Annotated in this window: 12 protein-coding genes, 2 tRNA genes and 1 riboswitch; of the genes, 4 read left to right on the plus strand and 10 right to left on the minus strand. The window is 72.6% G+C overall.

Annotated elements, in window-relative coordinates:
* Positions 1-10: 10 nt before the first annotated feature.
* The 3 genes from ACIBK1_RS08605 to ACIBK1_RS08615 all read right to left on the minus strand — a co-directional run bounded on the left by ACIBK1_RS08605 (position 11) and on the right by ACIBK1_RS08615 (position 4,697).
* Positions 11-1,015, minus strand: a complete 1,005-nt coding sequence (locus ACIBK1_RS08605) for a ribonucleotide-diphosphate reductase subunit beta (RefSeq protein ID WP_231513675.1) — start codon at positions 1,013-1,015, stop codon at positions 11-13.
* On the minus strand, positions 1,012-3,339 hold the full coding sequence (locus ACIBK1_RS08610; protein ID WP_396733488.1) for a ribonucleoside-diphosphate reductase subunit alpha: 2,328 nt from the start codon (positions 3,337-3,339) through the stop codon (positions 1,012-1,014). The genes ACIBK1_RS08605 and ACIBK1_RS08610 overlap by 4 nt, the downstream gene beginning before the upstream one ends.
* A 136-nt stretch (positions 3,340-3,475) precedes the next feature.
* Positions 3,476-3,713, minus strand: a riboswitch (cobalamin riboswitch).
* Between the two features lie 45 nt (positions 3,714-3,758).
* Positions 3,759-4,697, minus strand: a complete 939-nt coding sequence (locus ACIBK1_RS08615; protein WP_030505144.1) for a Bug family tripartite tricarboxylate transporter substrate binding protein — start codon at positions 4,695-4,697, stop codon at positions 3,759-3,761.
* Between the two features lie 323 nt (positions 4,698-5,020).
* Here ACIBK1_RS08615 and ACIBK1_RS08620 point away from each other — a divergent pair, with 323 nt between their 5' ends.
* Complete coding sequence (locus ACIBK1_RS08620; RefSeq protein ID WP_030505145.1) at positions 5,021-5,644, plus strand: hypothetical protein; 624 nt, start codon at positions 5,021-5,023, stop codon at positions 5,642-5,644.
* Positions 5,645-5,769: 125 nt separating this feature from the next.
* On the opposite strand, the gene ACIBK1_RS08625 is transcribed toward ACIBK1_RS08620, so the two are convergent.
* The 5 genes from ACIBK1_RS08625 to ACIBK1_RS08645 form a co-directional block, all read right to left on the minus strand.
* On the minus strand, positions 5,770-6,039 hold the full coding sequence (locus ACIBK1_RS08625; protein WP_396733491.1) for a hypothetical protein: 270 nt from the start codon (positions 6,037-6,039) through the stop codon (positions 5,770-5,772).
* A 102-nt stretch (positions 6,040-6,141) separates the two neighbouring features.
* A complete protein-coding gene (gene glmS / locus ACIBK1_RS08630) occupies positions 6,142-7,959 on the minus strand; it encodes a glutamine--fructose-6-phosphate transaminase (isomerizing) (RefSeq protein WP_030505147.1) in 1,818 nt (605 codons plus the stop codon).
* A gap of 8 nt (positions 7,960-7,967) precedes the next feature.
* On the minus strand, positions 7,968-8,243 hold the full coding sequence (locus ACIBK1_RS08635) for a hypothetical protein (protein WP_030505148.1): 276 nt from the start codon (positions 8,241-8,243) through the stop codon (positions 7,968-7,970).
* A gap of 113 nt (positions 8,244-8,356) precedes the next feature.
* Complete coding sequence (locus ACIBK1_RS08640; protein WP_030505149.1) at positions 8,357-9,007, minus strand: class I SAM-dependent methyltransferase; 651 nt, start codon at positions 9,005-9,007, stop codon at positions 8,357-8,359.
* 120 nt (positions 9,008-9,127) lie between these two features.
* Entirely contained in the window at positions 9,128-9,691 is a 564-nt protein-coding gene (locus tag ACIBK1_RS08645; RefSeq protein WP_030505150.1) for a DJ-1/PfpI family protein, read from the minus strand.
* Positions 9,692-9,879: 188 nt separating this feature from the next.
* Between ACIBK1_RS08645 and ACIBK1_RS08650 the strand changes: the two genes are divergently transcribed.
* Positions 9,880-9,951, plus strand: a tRNA-Gly gene (locus tag ACIBK1_RS08650).
* Positions 9,952-9,976: 25 nt separating this feature from the next.
* A tRNA-Val gene (locus ACIBK1_RS08655) sits at positions 9,977-10,051 on the plus strand.
* A gap of 490 nt (positions 10,052-10,541) precedes the next feature.
* Here ACIBK1_RS08655 and ACIBK1_RS08660 read toward each other — a convergent pair.
* Together ACIBK1_RS08660 and ACIBK1_RS08665 are read right to left on the minus strand one after the other, a co-directional pair.
* On the minus strand, positions 10,542-11,459 hold the full coding sequence (locus ACIBK1_RS08660) for a hypothetical protein (RefSeq protein WP_051761097.1): 918 nt from the start codon (positions 11,457-11,459) through the stop codon (positions 10,542-10,544).
* A 115-nt stretch (positions 11,460-11,574) separates the two neighbouring features.
* Complete coding sequence (locus ACIBK1_RS08665; RefSeq protein WP_063754515.1) at positions 11,575-14,091, minus strand: molybdopterin oxidoreductase family protein; 2,517 nt, start codon at positions 14,089-14,091, stop codon at positions 11,575-11,577.
* Between the two features lie 228 nt (positions 14,092-14,319).
* Here ACIBK1_RS08665 and ACIBK1_RS08670 point away from each other — a divergent pair, with 228 nt between their 5' ends.
* Positions 14,320-17,298: a helix-turn-helix transcriptional regulator gene (locus tag ACIBK1_RS08670; protein WP_030505153.1), complete on the plus strand. Its 2,979-nt coding sequence runs from the start codon at positions 14,320-14,322 to the stop codon at positions 17,296-17,298.
* Positions 17,299-17,359 lie beyond the last annotated feature (61 nt).

Below are 17,359 nucleotides of genomic sequence, written 5' to 3' on the forward strand. Positions count from 1 at the left end.
AACCGACAGATCAGAAGGTTTCGTCGAAGCTGACGTCGCCCTCGACGGCCACCTGGTAGGCCGAGACGCGGCGCTCGAAGAAGTTCGCCAGCTCCTGCACGTCCTGGAACTCCATGAACGGGAAGGGGTTGTCCGTGCCGTACCGCACGGGCAGGCCGAGCCGGGTGAGCCTGCGGTCGGCGACGTACTCCAGGTAGCGCCGCATGTTGCCGGCGCTCATCACGCCGTGCCCGTCGCCGCACAGGTCGCGGGCGAAGGCGAGCTCGGCGGCGACCGCCTCCTCCATCATCCGCGTCACCTGGGCCGCCAGCTCGTCGTCGAACAGGTCCGGCTCCTCGCGGCGCACGGTGTCCACCACCTCGAAGGCGAACTCCATGTGCATCGACTCGTCGCGGAACACCCAGTTGGTGCCGGTCGCGAGGCCGCCGAGCAGGCCCCGCGAGCGGAACCAGTAGACGTAGGCGAAGGCGCCGTAGAAGAACAGTCCCTCGATGCAGGCGGCGAAGCAGACGAGGTTGAGCAGGAAGGCCCGCCGGTCCTCCCGGGTCTCCAGCCGGTTCAACGCGCTGATCGAGTCGATCCAGCGGAAGCAGAACTCGGCCTTGTCGCGGATCGACGGGATGTGCTCGACGGCGGCGAACGCCTTGACCCGCTCGTCGTGGTCGGGCAGGTAGGTGTCCAGCAGGGTCAGGTAGAACTGGACGTGCACCGCCTCCTCGAACAGCTGACGGCTCAGGTACAGCCGCGCTTCGGGGGCGTTGACGTGCTGGTAGAGGTTGAGCACCAGGTTGTTGGCCACGATCGAGTCGCCGGTCGCGAAGAACGCCACGAGCCGGTTGATCAGGTGCCGCTCCCCCTCGTCGAGGGTCGCGAGGTCGGCGAGGTCGGAGGCGAGATCGACCTCCTCGACCGTCCAGGTGTTCCTGATCGCCGCGCGATACCTCTCGTAGAACCCCGGGTAGCGCATCGGGCGCAGGGTCAGGTCCATACCGGGGTCGAGCAGCATCGTTCTCATTGGCATGCCTCGCAGATCTCGGGGTTTTCAAGTGAGCAGGCGACCGCCTCGACCGGCGCCATGGCCGGCACGGTCGTCTGGGCGATCCGCGTCGCCGGGCGGGAGCGCAGGTAGTAGGTGGTCTTCAGGCCCGACCGCCAGGCGTAGGCGTACATCGAGGAGAGCTTGCCGATGGTGGGGGCGGCCATGAAGAGGTTGAGCGACTGCGACTGGTCGACGTACGGCTGCCGCGCGGCGGCCAGGTCGATGAGCGCCTTCTGCGGCAGCTCCCAGGCGGTGCGGTAGAGGGTCTTGAGCTCGTCCGGGACGGCGGCGATGTCCTGGATCGAGCCGTCGTTGAGCTTGATCGCGTCGCGCATCGACCGCGTCCACAGGCCGAGGGCCTGGAGGTCCCGCACGAGATACCGGTTGACCTGGAGGAACTCCCCCGACAGCGTCTCCCGCTTGAAGACGTTGGACACCTGCGGCTCGACGCACTCGTAGCAGCCCGCGATCGAGGCGATCGTGGCCGTCGGCGCGATCGCGATCAGCAGGGAGTTGCGCAGCCCGGTCTCCGCGATCCTGGCCCGCAGCGCGGCCCACTCCCCAGGGTGGACCGGGGCGCACGGATAGTGGTCGAGGTGCAGGACGCCGTCCGCCGCCCGCGTCTCCTCGTACGCCGGGTGGCGCCCGCGTTCCACGGCAAGGTCGGCCGAGGTGCCGTACGCCGCGAGCGCGATCTCCTCGGCGATGCGGCTGGACAGGGCGAGCGCCTCCGGCGAGTCGAACGGCAGGCGCAGCGCGAAGAACACGTCGGCGAGGCCCATGACGCCGAGCCCCACGGGCCGCCACCTGCGGTTGGCCGTCTCCGCCTCGGGCGTCGGGTAGAAGCCGAGGTCGATCGTCCGGTCCAGGAACCGCACGGCGGTGCGGACGGTGGCGCGGAGCCTGCCGAAGTCGACGCCGTCGCCCTCGGCGGTCAGGTGCGCGGCGAGGTTGACCGAGCCGAGGTTGCACACGGCCGTCTCGCCGTCGCCGGTGACCTCCAGGATCTCGGTGCACAGGTTGGACAGGTGGATGACGTTGCCGGGCCGCGCGGTCTGGTTGGAGGCGCGGTTGGAGGCGTCCTTGAACGTCATCCAGCCGTTGCCGGTCTGGGCGAGCGTGCGCATCATCCGGGCGTACAGGGCGCGGGCCGGCACCTGCCGTGCGTATCGCCCGGCGGCCTCCAGCTCGCGATAGCGGGCGTCGAACGCCTCGCCCCACAGGTCGGTCAGCTCGGGGACGTCCTTGGGGTCGAACAGCGACCACGTGCCGTCCGCCTCGACCCGGCGCATGAACTCGTCGGGCACCCAGTTGGCCAGGTTGAGGTTGTGCGTGCGGCGCGACTCCTCGCCCGTGTTGTCGCGAAGCTCCAGGAACTCCTCGATGTCGGCGTGCCAGGTCTCCAGGTAGACGCAGGCCGCGCCCTTGCGCCTGCCGCCCTGGTTCACGGCCGCGACCGACGCGTCGAGCGTGCGCAGCCACGGCACGATGCCGTTGGACAGGCCGTTGGTGCCCCGGATCAGCGAGCCGCGCGAGCGCACCCGCGTCCAGGCGATGCCGATGCCGCCGGAGTACTTCGACAGCCGCGCCACCTGGCCGTACCGCTCGTAGATGCTCTCCAGCTCGTCGCGGGGCGAGTCGAGCAGGAAGCACGACGACAGCTGCGGCCGGCGCGCGCCCGAGTTGAACAGCGTCGGCGAGCTGGGCAGGTAGGCCAGCGCGGACATCAGGCGGTACAGCTCGGCGGCCTCCGCCACGGTGGCCGACAGGCCGCAGGCGACCCGCAGCAGGAAGTGCTGCGGGCGTTCGAGCACGCGCCGGGTGACCGGGTGGCGCAGCAGGTAGCGGTCGTAGACCGTGCGCAGCCCGAAGTACTCGAACCGATCGTCGGCCGCCGAATCGATCAGCGCGTCGAGCGCCTCGGCCTCGTCGGCCACGAACGCGGCGACGGCGTCGCCCAGCAGCCCGGCGGCGTGGGCGGCGGCGACCGACTCGGAGAACGTGCGCACCCCTTCGGCCGCCGCCTCCTCCGCGATCAGCCCGCTCAGCAGCCTGGCCGCCCGGCGCGAGTTCTCCGGGTCGGCGATGACTCCGGCGGCCGCCTCCTCGATGGCCTGCCAGACCCCCGCCGCGTCCCCCGCGCCGTCCGGGCCGTCCGGGCCGTCCGGGGCCCGCCGTACGGAGGCGGGGACCGAGCCAGGCGGGGTGCCGGGTCCGGGGTTCCCCGCCGAGGCCCGCGGCCCGCCGCGCTCCGCTGACGCGGGGTCCGCGGACGCGGAGGCCGGGTCGGTGATCGTCATCAGATGCCCTCTCCTCGTCGTCTCGTGTCCCGGCCGGACCGGAGGGAGGCATGCCGCGGCGCACGCGCACGAGAGGGAACCCGTGCCGTGACGGTACGGCGAGCCCACCCGCGGGGCCCGGCGCGGGGCGCGCGCCCATGCGCGCGCATCGCTGGCAGGTCTTCGGACTCGCGGGCGTCCGGCCGGGCTCGCGCCCGCCGGTCCTACTGGCCGTCGCTTCCCGGGCGCGCTCGCGCCCAGTGCTTACGGCACGGCGCCTGAGGCGCCGTGCTGTGTGACGGCGGTCGTTCCCGCTCACCGCTGCGGGGCAGTCCCGGGTTCGCACCGGGTTCCCTCTTGCCTCACCAAGGTGAACCAGCAACGCGATGGATCCTACATCTTGTGGCCCTTCCCGCAAGCGCCCCCACAAGTTGTGTTTTTCAGCGGAGTCCGAGATCATTGAGCAGCAGGGCCGTACGGCGCGCCTCGCCGACGAGCCATTGGCGGAAGTCGTCGCCGTCGAGCCACATCGGCGTCCAGTCGTTGCGGTCGCACAGGATCTGCCAGCCCGGAGTGTCGGCGACGGCCCGGCACAGTTCGAGCAGGGCGTCCTGCTCGGGTGTGCCGCGCGGGGCGATCAGCCCCGTCCAGTCGGCGAACACGACGCGTACGCCCGACTCCGACAGCGTCGGCGCGTCCACCCCGGGCAGCCGCTCCGCGGAGGAGACGGCGAGCGGCCGCAGCCGTCCGGCGCGCACATGGGGGGCGACCTCCCGCCTGCTGCCGAACCCGAGCGCGAGCCGCCCGTCGAGGACCGCGGCGACGGCCTGCGCCCTGCTGCCGAACGCGACGTAGTCGAGCAGGCGGGGGTCGGCTCCCAGGCCCCGTGCGGTCATGCCGAGCAGCAGGTGCTCGGGGCCGCGGTCGGCGCCGCCCGCGACCCTGGGCCCTCCGGGGTCGCGCAGCAGCGCGGCGGCGAACTGGTCGAACGTGCGATAACCCGAGTCGGGTGAGGCGACCAGCACCTCCCACTCCCCCGCCAGCCGTGCGAGCGGCACGGCCCTGGCCACCAGGAGCGGGTCGCGGGCCAGCGCGCAGGCGGCGAGCAGCGCGGAGTCGGCGACCACCAGATCGGTCCCCGACCCGCCCGGGCGGGCGAGAGCCGTCCCGCCGTCGCCCGCCTCCCGCCTGATCCGTACGGCCCGGGCCCAGCCACGCCCCTCGACGAGCGACTTGAACCCGGCGGCGACGCCGTCCCCGCACCCTCCGGGCGGGCCCGGGACGGCCAGGGAGAGCTCCCCGCGGCGCGGGGGCGCCTGGACGCCGCACGCGCCCGCCAGGGCCAGGACTCCCAGTGCGAGGACCGTACGGCGTCGCATTCCGGCACCCTCCTACCCGAAGAGTCCCTTACACGCACAGACTATGAGTAACTACACCATGTCACCACATAACGGACGTTACGACTGCGGCGATCGGTGGGCGTCCCGCGGCGGTGGCCTGCGGGAGCACGAGGGCCATGCCGCTTGCCGCCCGAGGACGTGGACATGCGGGAGGGCGGAGGCGGGAAGCCGCAATCGCCGGGCAACAGGCTGCCGCCGAATTGCCTGGTACGGGGCTATGAAAAGCGCACAGTTGATTGCACGAGGACGAAACAGCCCACAGAGAAGCCCGCGCGTCGCGCCCACCCTCCTACCCTGTCCGGATGGGCACCGACATCTACGGATTCATCGAGATGCGTCACCCGCACGCCGACGAGGACTGGTACGAGGGAGACGCGTGGAGCGTTTCCCTTCCTCTTTACCCGCTCTATGACGTCCGTGACTACGCGTCGCTCGGTTGCCTCTTCGGCATTCGCAACCGGCTTGACTGGACCCCTGTCGCGGCCGCCCGCGGCCTGCCGGCCGACGTCTCGGGAGCCGTCCGTACCCAGTATGAGAACTGCGCGCGGATGGATGCCGCCATTCATGGCAGCACGTGGGTTTCATGGACGGACCTTCGTGATCTGGACATGACCGTCCGCCCCGCCGCCCGAGGAGTGCTCGACGTGCACTCGGAAGACGGCTACTCGACCACGCGGTATCGGATCGACGACCGGTGGCCCGATGAGGTCGTCGAGCGATACGGCATGCCGCCCCTGGGCGTCTCTCCCGTCGGGGCCCCCGCGGGCCGCTGGGAGGTTTCGGGACAGACTCTCGAGTACGGCCCGGTGACGCGGCTGGACGTGCTGGGACCGGGCACCGGGTGGGAGCACGTCTTCGCGGTGATGCGGGCGCTGGCGCAGCGGTTCGGGCCCGAAGGCGTGCGCCTGGTCGTCTGGTTCGACTGAGACGCCCCCGAGCTCGCTGCTTCCGGCACGTCAGATCCGTCAGACCCGGCACCCGTGCAGGACCGCGGCGACCCCTTCACCGGCTCGTCACGCCGCGCCGGACTCCGCCGGTCCTCCCCCTCGCCTCACTTCCCAAGCAGGGCGTCGCCCACGAGTTGGACGGCATATCCGACCACCGCGCCGAGGAGCAGCTGGGCCCACTGCGTCCGATTGAGACGCGCCTGGAGAAGGTTCACCAGCTCCTCCAGTTCGGTCCACTGCGGCGCCGACTCGGGCAACTGCTGTCGGGCGATCTGCCGTACGCGCCCGAACTGCTCACGGCTCCGGCGTGCGGCCCGCACCAGGATGAACACGAGTACGGCGATGACGGGCAGCGCCATCACGAAGTAGGTCACATGCATACCCGTACATCGGCGCCGGGCCGCGCGGCATTGCGCGGAACCCCGGACCGTACGGCCCGCACCGGGCGGGCGCGGGCCGTACGGGGAGCGGAGGGGCTATTCGACCGTCACACTCTTAGCGAGGTTGCGCGGGCGGTCGACGTCGCGGTCCAGGGCGACGGCGGCGTGGTAGGCGAACAGCTGCAGCGGGATCGTGAGCAGGATGGGGTCGAGCTCGACCTCGTTCTTGGGCACCACGATGCAGTCGTCGGCCGCCTCGGAGGTGCGGTGGCCGACCATGAGGATGCGCCCGTGCCTGGCCCGGATCTCGCCCAGCGTGGTGAGGTTCTTGTCCAGCAGCTCGTCGTCCGGGACGATCGCGACCGTCGGCAGCTCGGGGCTGATCAGCGCGAGCGGGCCGTGCTTGAGCTCGCTCGCCGGGTACGCCTCGGCGTGGACGTAGGAGATCTCCTTGAGCTTCTGGGCGCCCTCGCGGGCCACCGGGTAGCCGCGCACCCGGCCGACGAACATCATGCCCGGCGCGTCGGCGTACTTCTTCGCCAGCTCCTTGATCCGGTCCTCCAGTGTGAGGATCTCCTTGATCTGCTCGGGCAGCCGGCGCAGGCCCTCGCAGATCCTGCGGCCGTCGGCCGGCGACAGGTCGCGTACGCGGCCGAGGTGCAGGGCGAGCAGCGCGAACGCCACGGCCGTGGAGATGAACGCCTTGGTGGAGGCCACCGAGACCTCGGGGCCGGCGTGCAGGTAGATGCCGCCGTCGGTCTCCCGGGCGATGGCGCTGCCGACGGTGTTGACGATGCCGAGCACCCGGCCGCCCTTGCGCTTGAGCTCCTGCACCGCCACGAGCGTGTCGTACGTCTCACCCGACTGGCTGATCGCGACGTACAGCGTGTCGGGCTCCACGACGGGGCTGCGGTAGCGGAACTCGGAGGCGGGCTCGGCGTCGGCGGGGATGCGGGCCAGTTCCTCGATGAGCTGCGCGCCCATCTGCCCGGAGTAGTACGCGGACCCACAGCCGATGATCTTCACGCGGCGGAAGGAACGAATCTCGCGCGCGTCCATGTTGAGGCCGCCGAGGTGGGCGATGTGGAACCGGTCGTCGATGCGGCCGCGCAGCGTGCGGGCGACCGTGTCGGGCTGCTCGGAGATCTCCTTGAGCAGGTAGTGCTCGTAACCGCCGTTGTCGTAGTGCCCGGCGTCCCAGTCGACCGTGAACGGCTCCTTGGCCGTCTCCCTGGCGTCGCTGGTGAACGTGTTGAACCCGTCGGCCTTGATGACCGCCAGCTCGCCGTCCTCCAGGTGGACGACCTGCCGGGTGTAGCGGATGAGCGCGGCGACGTCGGAGGCGGCGAACATCTCCTTCTCGCCGAGGCCGAGCACGATCGGGCTGCCGTTGCGGGCCACCACGATCTCGCCGGGGCGCTGCTCGTCGATGACGGCGATGCCGTACGTGCCGACCACGCTCTTCAGCGCCCGCAGCACGGCCTCCCGCAGCGACTCGGTCTCCTTGACCATCCGCCCGATGAGCTGCGAGAGCACCTCGCTGTCGGTCTCGCTCTCGAACTTCACGCCCTCGCCCTCAAGGCGGCGGCGCAGCTCGTCGGCGTTCTCGATGATGCCGTTGTGCACGACGGCGATCCGCTGCTCCTGGTCGAGGTGCGGGTGCGCGTTCACGTCACTCGGCGCGCCGTGGGTGGCCCAGCGGGTGTGCCCGATGCCGATCGTGCCCTTGAACTTCGCGGGAACCGCCGCCGCCAGGTCGGCGACCCGGCCCTTGACCTTGCGCGTCTTGAGGCTCTTGGCGTTCACGACGGCGAGGCCGGCCGAGTCGTAGCCGCGGTACTCCAGCCGCTGGAGACCTTCGAGCAGGATGGGCGCCGCGTCCTTCGGCCCGACATAAGCGACGATTCCGCACATAACCGCTCCTATCCGTAAACGATTCGCCGGAGCTGGCGCAGGGTCAGCTCCGGTGCCGCGACACGTCTTCCCGCGAGCTCGGCGGAGATTCTGGGGAAGATCTGGTCGTTGGTCAGCCCCCTCGACTTGAGTTCGCCGTGGCGGCGCCGCACGTACTCTTCCGCGGGCTCGCCGAAGTACGCCAGAACGTCGGCCACCACGCGGGCCGCCTCCCCCGGCCCCAGTGAGGTGGTCCGGGTGAGGTGGCCGATCAGATCCTCGAAGGGATGCCGTGCCGTGGACACAGAGCAGGACCCTAACGCAGCGCTGATACCGACTATCAAGTTTCCTGCCCGTTTTCGGGCAGGATCAGTCCCGAAACAGCCCTCGGCGCGGCCCGGACTTCCCCCGCCTACTCCTACCGTCCGCGCATCAGCAGACGGCCCTGGCGGAACCGCTCACCTTCGAGAGGCTCGCGCAGCATCCGTCCCACCTCGGTGAAGCCCGCCTCGCGCGCCAGCTCGGCGAGGTCGTCGATCGGCCATCGGTACGCGGGCGTCACCTTGTGGTCGAACTCCGTCACGGCGTCGCCCCCGGATTCGAAGAAACCGAGCAGGAGGTGACCGCCCGGAGCCAGGACGCGGCGGAACTCGGCGAAGTACGGCGGCAGTTCCCGCGGTGGCGTGTGGATGAGGGAGTACCACGACACGATGCCGCTCAGCTCGCCGTCGGCGAGGTCCAGCGCGTGCATGGACCCGACCTCGAAGCGCAGCCCGGGGTACGCCTCACGGGCGAGCTCGATCATCCGGGGTGACAGGTCGATGCCGAAGACGTCCAGCCCGAGCCCCTGAAGGTGCGCCGTCACATAGCCGGGGCCGCAGCCGAGTTCGGCGACGGGCCCGGCGAGGGGCGCCGCGCCGTCGGCCCGCACGGAGTCGGCGAACGCGGCCAGCGCCGCGCGGTCCAGCGGCAGACGGTCGAGCGAGTCCCGGAAGAGATCGGCGTAGAGGACGGCGACGGCGTCGTACGCGTCGGCCGTCGCGGTGAGATAGGGGGCGGATTCGGTCATGGCGGGTGACTCTAGTGCCTGGGCCCACGCCGCGCGGACCGCCGGACGAGTGGCACGCGGGGCCGCCGGCGTTCGGGGGCGGATCAGGGCAGAGCCGCCCCCGCGGGCCGGCCTGGGCGATCAGGTCGCCGGGGCGGCGGCGCGCAGCACTTTCATGAACGCGCGCATCCACGCCGGGTGGTCCGGCCAGGCCCGACCGGTCACGAGGTTCTGGTCGACGTGCGCCTCGCTGTCGACCCACGTGCCGCCGCCGTTCTCGACGTCCAGCGCGCATGCGGGGTAGGCGCTGCTCTCCCTGCCCTTCAGCACCCCGGCGGCCGCGAGCACCAGCGGCCCGTGGCAGAGCGCGGCGATCGGCTTGCCGGCGTCCGCGAAGTGGCGGGCGATCTCCTGGACGTCCCGGTCGCCGCGGATGTACTCGGGGGCGCGGCCGCCGGGGATCACCAGCGCGGCGTACTCGTCCGGGTTCACGTCGGAGAAGGCGACGTCGGCCGTCCAGGTGTGGCCCGGCTTCTCGGTGTAGGTGTCGAAGCCCTCCACGAAGTCGTGCACCACGAACTGCAGCCTCTTGGCGGACGGCGCCGCGATGTGCGCCTCGTAGCCCTCCTCGAGAAGCCGCTGGTACGGGTACATCACCTCCAGGTCCTCGGCCGCGTCACCGGTGAGGATGAGCACCTTCGCCATGGCGTAACCCCCTCGTGCGTACGGTTGCCGCCTCATCCTGCGCGTGGCCTCCCCCGCCGGTCAACGTCTCGCCTCGCTTCGGTCAGGTGGCGCGTGCGCGCCTGGAGATTGGAGTCGGTTGGCACCGGCACCCTCCGGGATCCGCTAGAGTTGTTCACGCGTCGCCGGGAAAAACCCGGGCGATGGCTGCGGAAGTGGCTCAGTGGTAGAGCATCACCTTGCCAAGGTGAGGGTCGCGGGTTCGAATCCCGTCTTCCGCTCGGAGTCCGGACAAGATCCGGGCACGGACGATTAGCTCAGCGGGAGAGCGCTTCCCTGACACGGAAGAGGTCACTGGTTCAATCCCAGTATCGTCCACCAGCCACAGAAACCCCGGCCCAGGCCGGGGTTTCGTCGTCTTCCCACCCGATCGCATCCGGCAGCGGAGGCGTCGGCCACGGGGCCACCCCCGGAGCGGCCCCCGGATCGTCAGGGAGCCGGTCGCCCAATCGATCGCGCCGGTCGCCGGGCGGGCCGCGTACGACCGCTCCGCTTTGGCGGCATGCCGGAATGGGACTCATTGCGGTGAAACGCCAACGCCGGCGTGTCCTCACCGCGTCGGATGATCGTCGACGGCGCCGGCCGACCGAATGCGGCCGGCACCGTCGAGAAATCGCGGCACGGCACTCCCCTTTTCCAGTGAGAGGCATTCCCGCCGCCACCGGCACGCCCCCGCCAAGAGCACCGGTATCACGATGGGCACGGCCGCTCCCTGCCGGTCGCCGGCGCCGAGATAATCTTCTATCAATTACTCCCCGGAGGGCACAATCCATTAAACCGGAAATCACCCGATGCTTGTCTAGATTTCCTCTTAATGACGGCCTTTGTCGCCGTTTCCCTGACTACGAGACGGCACGACGAGAACCTGCGGCGCGGCGTGGTGCATCCGGGTGCGCAGCCACAGCAACTGGACGGCCGTTTCGGGGGCGCAGTCGCGGGCGAGGCCGAGCAGGTCGTCGTCCCTGAGCCCGCGGGCGGCCTGCGCGACGACGCTCCACGACAGGTCGCACCCGGTGGCGAGGAGATACAAGCCGTGCAGGTCCCGCAGCAGCGCGAGGCCGCCGCCGTCCCCGCCGCCCGGGCCCGGCGTCACGCGGGGGCGCCGTGCCGTCCCGGCCTCCGAGCCCTCGGAAACCGCCCGCTCCCGTTCCACGGCCCCGCGAACCGCCCGCGGAAGGTCCGCCGTCTCCAGGCCCGCGGCCTCGAATCCCCCGCCGTCGATACTGGCGGCGTCGAAACCCCCCGCGTCGAAACCCCCCGCGTCAAGGCCACCTGTATCGAGGCGGCCCCTATCAAAGCCCGCGGCGTCGAAACGGCCGGCGTCGAAAGCACCCGTATCAAAGCGCCCGGCATCGAAACCGGAATCGAACCCACCCGCGTCGAAACCGGCGTCGAAACCCGTGTCGAAACCGGTGGTGAACCCTGGGGCGTCGAACCCTCCGGAGTCGAACCCGGAGGCCGCGAGGCCCGGCGCCTCCAGCCCCTGAGTCCTCACCCCGGGCGCCTGCGACTGCGCGGGACGCGGATCGCGGAGGCCCCCGGATCGGTACCTCCGGAGGAAGGGCTCCAGCCGCTCGGTGTGATCGCGGCACTGCGCGGCCAGGCGCTCGCAGACGCCGCACAGGTCGTACTCGCGGGGATGGCCGCGCCGCAGCGCGCGGAATCCCGACGACAGCGCGTGCTGCGTGCGGGACAGCGTCTCCAGATAGCGCGCCAGATGCTCACTCACGGCTCATCCCATCCGCGGGCGGCGTCCCCCCAAGCGGTGCGTGTGCCTGCAAGGGCCATATGTCGTCGCTTCCTTCCGGTAGGCCGACCCACCTCATCTCCGGCGATCGCGGACGTCAGACCTCCTCGTATCGCTCCGGCGCCTCCCCTCCCCCCGCTGCGGCCGTCACCTCGGGCCGCGCGGTCGCGGCGCAGCCGAGGCGCGTGGCGGCGGCCGAGTAGAGGCCCTCCCCCACGGCGGCCTCACCGCGCCGCCCGGCCTTCACGAGCCGGACCGCCGCGGCCGTGCGCAGCGGCCGGCGGGACACCGGGTCCCACGCGGTGAGCGTCAGCTCCGCCGCCGCCCGCGTCAGGGCCTCGTCCTGCCCGTCGAGCGGCAGCACCACGACTCCCCGGCGAACGCCCGACAGGCGCGCGACGGCCTCCAGCACGCCGAGGGGCGACTCGGCCCTGACGAGGTCGCCGTCCTCGATGCCGAGCGCCGCGGCGTCGCCGGGGTGGACCTCCAGGCACGGCCCGGCGGGGAACGGCTCGGGCACGGCGTCGCCGAGACCGGCCGGCCGGGCCGGGCAGCCGCGCGGCCCCGGGCGGGCGGCGAGAACCAGGGGGTGATCGTCGTCGGTCACTTCGGGAGACGGCTCGAAATCGGCGGCGTGGAGAAAGGCCCGTCCGCCGGGGTTGTCCGCGCGGTATCGCTCCTCGCCGTACTCGGCCCCCGTCGCGAGGTCGGCCCCGAACGTCTGGCAGTCCCCCGGCGCGGTGGGGAAGCGTCCCCCGGCGTACAGCCGCTCGACGCCGTGGGAGCCGGCCGGCGTGCAGGGCCACTGGACGCCGCCGGCCCGCAGCCGGTCGTAGCTGATCCCGGTGTGGTCGCACGGACGGCCCCTGGTGCACGCCTTCCACGCCTCGAACGCCGACTCGGCGTCCGTCCAGTGCACGAGCGGCCGGCCGTCCCGGTCGCGCAGGTCCATCCGCCGCGCGTAGTCGAGCAGGATGTCGAGGTCCGCCCTGGCCTCCCCCGGCGGCTCGACCGCCTTCTCGCACAGGTGCACCGTGCGGTCGGCGCCGGTGACGGTGCCGGTCTTCTCGCCCCAGACCGCCGCCGGGAGCACCACGTCGGCCAGCCGCGCGGTCTCGGTCAGGTAGGAACCCTGGACGACGACGAACAGGTCCTCCCTCGCGAGGATCCGGTCGAGGCCGGGCATCGTGGCCGCCGGGTCGGAGGCCGTGATCCACAGCAGCCCGATCGAGCCCTCCTCGGCGTACCTGAGGATCTGGGTCGCGTGCGTGGCCGGCCCCCAGTGCGGGATGACGGCGGGGTCGACGTTCCACAGGTCCGCCAGCTCGCGCACGTGCCCGGGGTCGGCCCAGTTGCGCAGTCCGGGCAGGTCCGCGGCCGAGCCCGCCTCCAGCGCGTCGCATCCGGGTCCGCCGAGCTGGAACAGCCCGGCCCCCGGGCGGCCGAGCATGCCGCGCAGCAGGTGGACGTTGTTGACCTGGCAGGCGGCGGCGGTCGCCTGGTTGGAGCCGAGGAAGGCCGGGCCCACGGTCGACACCAGCCGTTCGGCCGCGCCCAGGATCTCGGCGGCCTGCTCGATCCGCGCGACCGGCACCGCGCAGATCTCCGCCGCCCGCTTGGCGGGGTACGCCTCGACGATCCGCCACAGCCGTTCGAACCCCACGGTGTGCGCCGCGACGTAGGCGCCGTCGTGCCAGCCGCCCGCGATCAGTTCGTGCAGCAGGCCGTTGAGGAGGGCCACGTTGGTGCCGGGACGCACGTCGAGGTGGACGTCGGCCTCCAGGGCCGCCGCCGTCCCCTCCGGGCCCACCGCGATCATGGCGGGCGGCCGGGATCCGAGCCGCCTGTCGAGCATGCGGTCCCACAGCACGGGGTGGGTGACGGCGCAGTCGTGTCCCCACAGCGCGAGCGCGTCACAGTGGTCCACGTCGGTGTACGAGCCGGGCTGGCCGTCGGTGCCGAAGCTCGCCGCGAGCGCGGCGGCGGCCGCCGCCGCGCCCCAGCGGGTGTCGCCGTCCATGTGCGGGGTGCCGATCCCCGCCTTGCCGACGACGGCGAGGGTGTAGTGCTCCTCGAGGAAGAGCCGCGTGCCGGTGTGGAAGGCGAGACGGCCCCAGCCGCCGGGGCGGGCGAGCAGTTCCCGCGACCTCGCGACGACGCGGTCCATCGCGACGTCCCACGTCGCCTCCACCAGCCGCCCGTTCCCGCGGACCCCGCCGTCACCGACCCCGCCTTCACGGACCAGAGGGCGGGTCAGCCGGCCCGCGTGAGGCTGCCAGGCGTGCCACTCCCGGGGGTCGAGCCTGCCGTGGTTGACGCGGTCGCCGGCCCGGCCGCGCACGCCCACGACCCGGCCGCCGCGCACCGCCAGATCGAGGGCGTCGCCGTTGGAACCCGACGCGGACACGGCGGGCACCCAGCGCTCGGCGTCCGGCTCGGCGACGCCGTCCTCAGAAAGCATGTCCACACGCACCGGCCAGGGGCTGCCAAGGCGGATGACCGGGGGAAGCGCGTCGCGCATGTGGCTCGGCAGGGCCGCGGCCAGCCGTTCCACCGCGTCGGGAGGTCCGTACGGCGTGCGCCGCCCCCTGGGATCGGCGATCCGGTCCAGCACCTGGCACCTCCGCGGTGACGACGTGTGAACGAGGCGTCCCGTACCCGGTGCCATGCGGCTCTGATCCCGGAATCGCCCGAACTGACCGGTTCCTTTTCGAATACTTTCCATAGGGTGTCAATGCCGGACCTGCCCCCTGTGCGGGTCCCGTGATCTGTAAAGTGCATTTACTGGGTGTTGTCGGCGCGGCCGGCGGGTGCGGCCCGCGTGTTCGCGTGTGGGGTGCGAATGGACGGACGCACGACCGGTCCGGTCGTCACGGGCACGTCCGCGCCACTCGTCGGACGGCGGGACGCGCTGGCCGCGCTGCGGGGCGCGCTTGCCGCGAGCCGCCGTGACGGGTTCCAGTTCCTCGCGCTGGCCGGCGAGCCGGGTGCGGGCAAGACGCGGCTGCTCGGCGAGCTCGCGGCGATGGCCGGCGGGGACGGCTTCACCCCTTTGTGGGGACGCGCCGCCGAATACGAGCAGATGCTCCCCTACAGCGCACTCGTGGACGCGCTCGACGACCATCTCGACGCCCGCCGGGAGGAGGTCGTCAGGACCGTGGGATCCGGGCAGGCCGCGCTGCTGTCCGGCGTCTTCCCCGGGCTCGCGGCCGACGACGCCCCAATCGGCGGCGCACTGCCCGGCGACGAGCCCGCGCTGGCCGACGACCGCAGCGGCCTGGCCCGATATCGGCTCTACCGGGCCGTACGGCACCTGGTGGGCGGGCTGGCCGGGACCGCCGGCCTGCTGCTGGTGCTCGACGACGTCCACTGGTCCGACGACGGCACGCTCGAGTTCCTCGACCACGTCGTGCGGCACCCGCCCGCCGGCCCGGTGCTGATGGCCGTGGCCTACCGCCCGGCCCAGGCCGCCCCGCGCGTGGCCAGGCTGGCCGCGGCGGCCGGGCCGCGCGGCCACGAGGTCGCGGTCGGCCCGCTCAGCGCGGCCGAGGTCCGGCAGTTCCTCGGCCCCGACGTGAGCCGGGGACGCGGCACGGCCCTGTACGAGGCCAGCGGCGGCAACCCGTTCTATCTGGAGGCGCTGGCCCGGATGGGCGGCACAGACGTGACCGAGCTGCCGCCGACCGTGCTCGCCGCGCTCCAGGTCGAGCTGGGCGACCTGTCCCCCGGCGCGCTGCTGGTGGCCCAGGCCGCCGCGGTCGCCGCCGACGAGTTCGAGCCGGCCGTCGCCGCCGTGGCCGCCGAGGTGCCGCCGGCCGCCACGCTGGCCGCGCTGGACGAGCTGGTCGAGCGCGACATCGTCCGCAGCGCGGGCGGGCGGTTCCGCTTCCGCCACCCCCTCGTGCGGCGGGCCGTCTACGAGTCGGCGGCGGCGGGCTGGCGTCTGGGCGCGCACGCCAGGATCGCGGCCCACCTGGCCGAGCTGGGCGCCCCGGCGACCGTACAGGCCCACCATGTGGAGCATTCGGGGTCGTTCGGCGACCGGCGGGCGGTGGAGGTGCTGGTGGACGCGGCCCGCGCGGTGACCGCGCACGCGCCGGCCACCTCGGCGCACTGGCTGCAGGCGGCGCTGCGGCTCATGCCGGACGACGCCGCGGCCAGGGAGGACCGGCTCGCCCTGATGCTGGAGCTCAGCTGGGCCCAGGGGATCAGCGGCAGGCTGGCCGAGGGCCGCGACACCGCCCGCGAGCTGCTGCGCATGCTGCCCGAGGACGACTACCCCCGCAGGGGCCGCGCGGCCCGGGTCTGCGCGCTGATGGAGCGCCAGCTCGACCGCCCGCAGGAGGCCAGGGCGCTGCTGCTCGACGAGCTCAGCCGGATGCCCAACCCTCGGGCGGCCGCCGCGGTGCCGATGCGGATGCGCCTGGTCGCCGAGAGCATGATGCGGGTGGACTTCCGGGCCGCCCAGGCCGTGCTCGACCTGATGCCCGACAACGCCGACGACTGGGAGCCCGGCCTCGCGGTCGCGGTGGCGGCGCTGCGCCCGATGCCCGCCCTGGCGGCCCGCCGTACGGACGACGCGATGCGCTACGCCGAGATCGCCGGCAAACTGCTCGCGGACGCGCCGGACGAGCACCTGTCCGAGTGGCTGGACGCCATCGCCTGGCTCTGCTGGGCCGAGTCCTACCTGGGCCGTTACGGTGAGGCGCTGCGGCACTTCGACCGGGCGGCGGCCGTCGCGCGGTCGACCGGGCAGACCTACATCCTGACCAACCTGCTGGCGGGCCGGGCCAAGACGCTGGTGGCGACGGGCCGCCTGGCGGAGGCCAGAGCCACCGCCGAGGAGTCCGTCGAGGGGGCCAGACTGCTCGACTCCGGCCAGCAGCTCGTCTTCGCGCTCACCCAGCTCTGCCTGGCCGAGTCGTGGAGCGGCGACGACGAGGCGGCCGTCCGCGCCGGCGAGGAGGCCGTGCGCTGCGGCGTCGGTGCGGGCGAGACCTGGGAGGCCACGGCCCGCTACGCGCGGGGACAGGCCCTGGTCAACGCGGGCCGGTTCGCCGACGGCGTCGAGGCGGTACTGGACGCGTGCAACCGGTTCGAGTCGCCGCGGGTGGACCCGGGAACGCTGCTCCAGGCGTGCGAGACGCTCGCCTACGCGGACGCCTCCCGCGAGACGAGCACTGGGGTCGACGCTGGGGCCGGCACTGGGGCCGGCACTGGGGTCGACGCTGGGGCCAGCACCGAGGCGGCCGCGCGGGCGGCGCAGTGGGCGGCGCTCGCCGTGCGGCTGGAGGAACCGCGCCTGCCGGCCTACTGCGGCTTCGCCGCGCTCGCCCGCGCGCACGCGCTGGCGCGTCAGGACCCGTCCGCCGCAGCCCAGGCCGCGGAGGAGGCGGCCCGCCTGCTGGCCGCGGGCGAACGGCGGCTCGACGCGGGCCGCGCCCTGCTCACCGCCGGGCTCGCGCATCTCGGAGTGCCCGGCGGCCGGAGCCGCGCCAGGGAGAACCTGCGCGCCGCGGCCGAGGTCTTCGACTCCTGCGGCGCCCGCGCGCTCAAGGCGCGTACCGAGCGTGAGCTGCGCCGCCTCGGCGTACGGGTGGGCGGCGGCGCGACCACGGCCGCGGGCGGGGAGGCGGCCAGGTTCGGGCTGTCGCCCCGGGAGCTGGAGGTGGCGCTGCTGGTCGCCGAGGGGCTGACCAACCAGCAGGTCGCCCAGCGGCTCTTCCTCAGCGTCCGCACGGTGGAGACGCACCTGTCGCGGATCTTCGCCAAGCTGGAGGTGACCTCCCGGGTCGGCGTGGCGACCGCCCTCACGCGGTGAGTGCCGGCAAGTACGGGTTTTCCACGATGTCGCCGCTATGGCTGGTCTTGAGATCGTAGCC

Source organism: Microbispora rosea (assembly GCF_044460045.1).
GTDB lineage: Bacteria > Actinomycetota > Actinomycetes > Streptosporangiales > Streptosporangiaceae > Microbispora > Microbispora rosea.

Excerpts from the sequence above, each read along its gene's own strand:
- ACIBK1_RS08610 (WP_396733488.1), bottom strand. The coding sequence starts at position 3,339 with ATGACGATCACCGACCCGGCCTCCGCGTCCGCGGACCCCGCGTCAGCG.
- ACIBK1_RS08645 (WP_030505150.1), bottom strand. The coding sequence starts at position 9,691 with ATGGCGAAGGTGCTCATCCTCACCGGTGACGCGGCCGAGGACCTGGAG.
- ACIBK1_RS08640 (WP_030505149.1), bottom strand. The coding sequence starts at position 9,007 with ATGACCGAATCCGCCCCCTATCTCACCGCGACGGCCGACGCGTACGAC.
- ACIBK1_RS08605 (WP_231513675.1), bottom strand. The coding sequence starts at position 1,015 with ATGAGAACGATGCTGCTCGACCCCGGTATGGACCTGACCCTGCGCCCG.
- ACIBK1_RS08620 (WP_030505145.1), top strand. The coding sequence starts at position 5,021 with ATGGGCACCGACATCTACGGATTCATCGAGATGCGTCACCCGCACGCC.
- ACIBK1_RS08670 (WP_030505153.1), top strand. The coding sequence starts at position 14,320 with ATGGACGGACGCACGACCGGTCCGGTCGTCACGGGCACGTCCGCGCCA.
- ACIBK1_RS08615 (WP_030505144.1), bottom strand. The coding sequence starts at position 4,697 with ATGCGACGCCGTACGGTCCTCGCACTGGGAGTCCTGGCCCTGGCGGGC.
- glmS (WP_030505147.1), bottom strand. The coding sequence starts at position 7,959 with ATGTGCGGAATCGTCGCTTATGTCGGGCCGAAGGACGCGGCGCCCATC.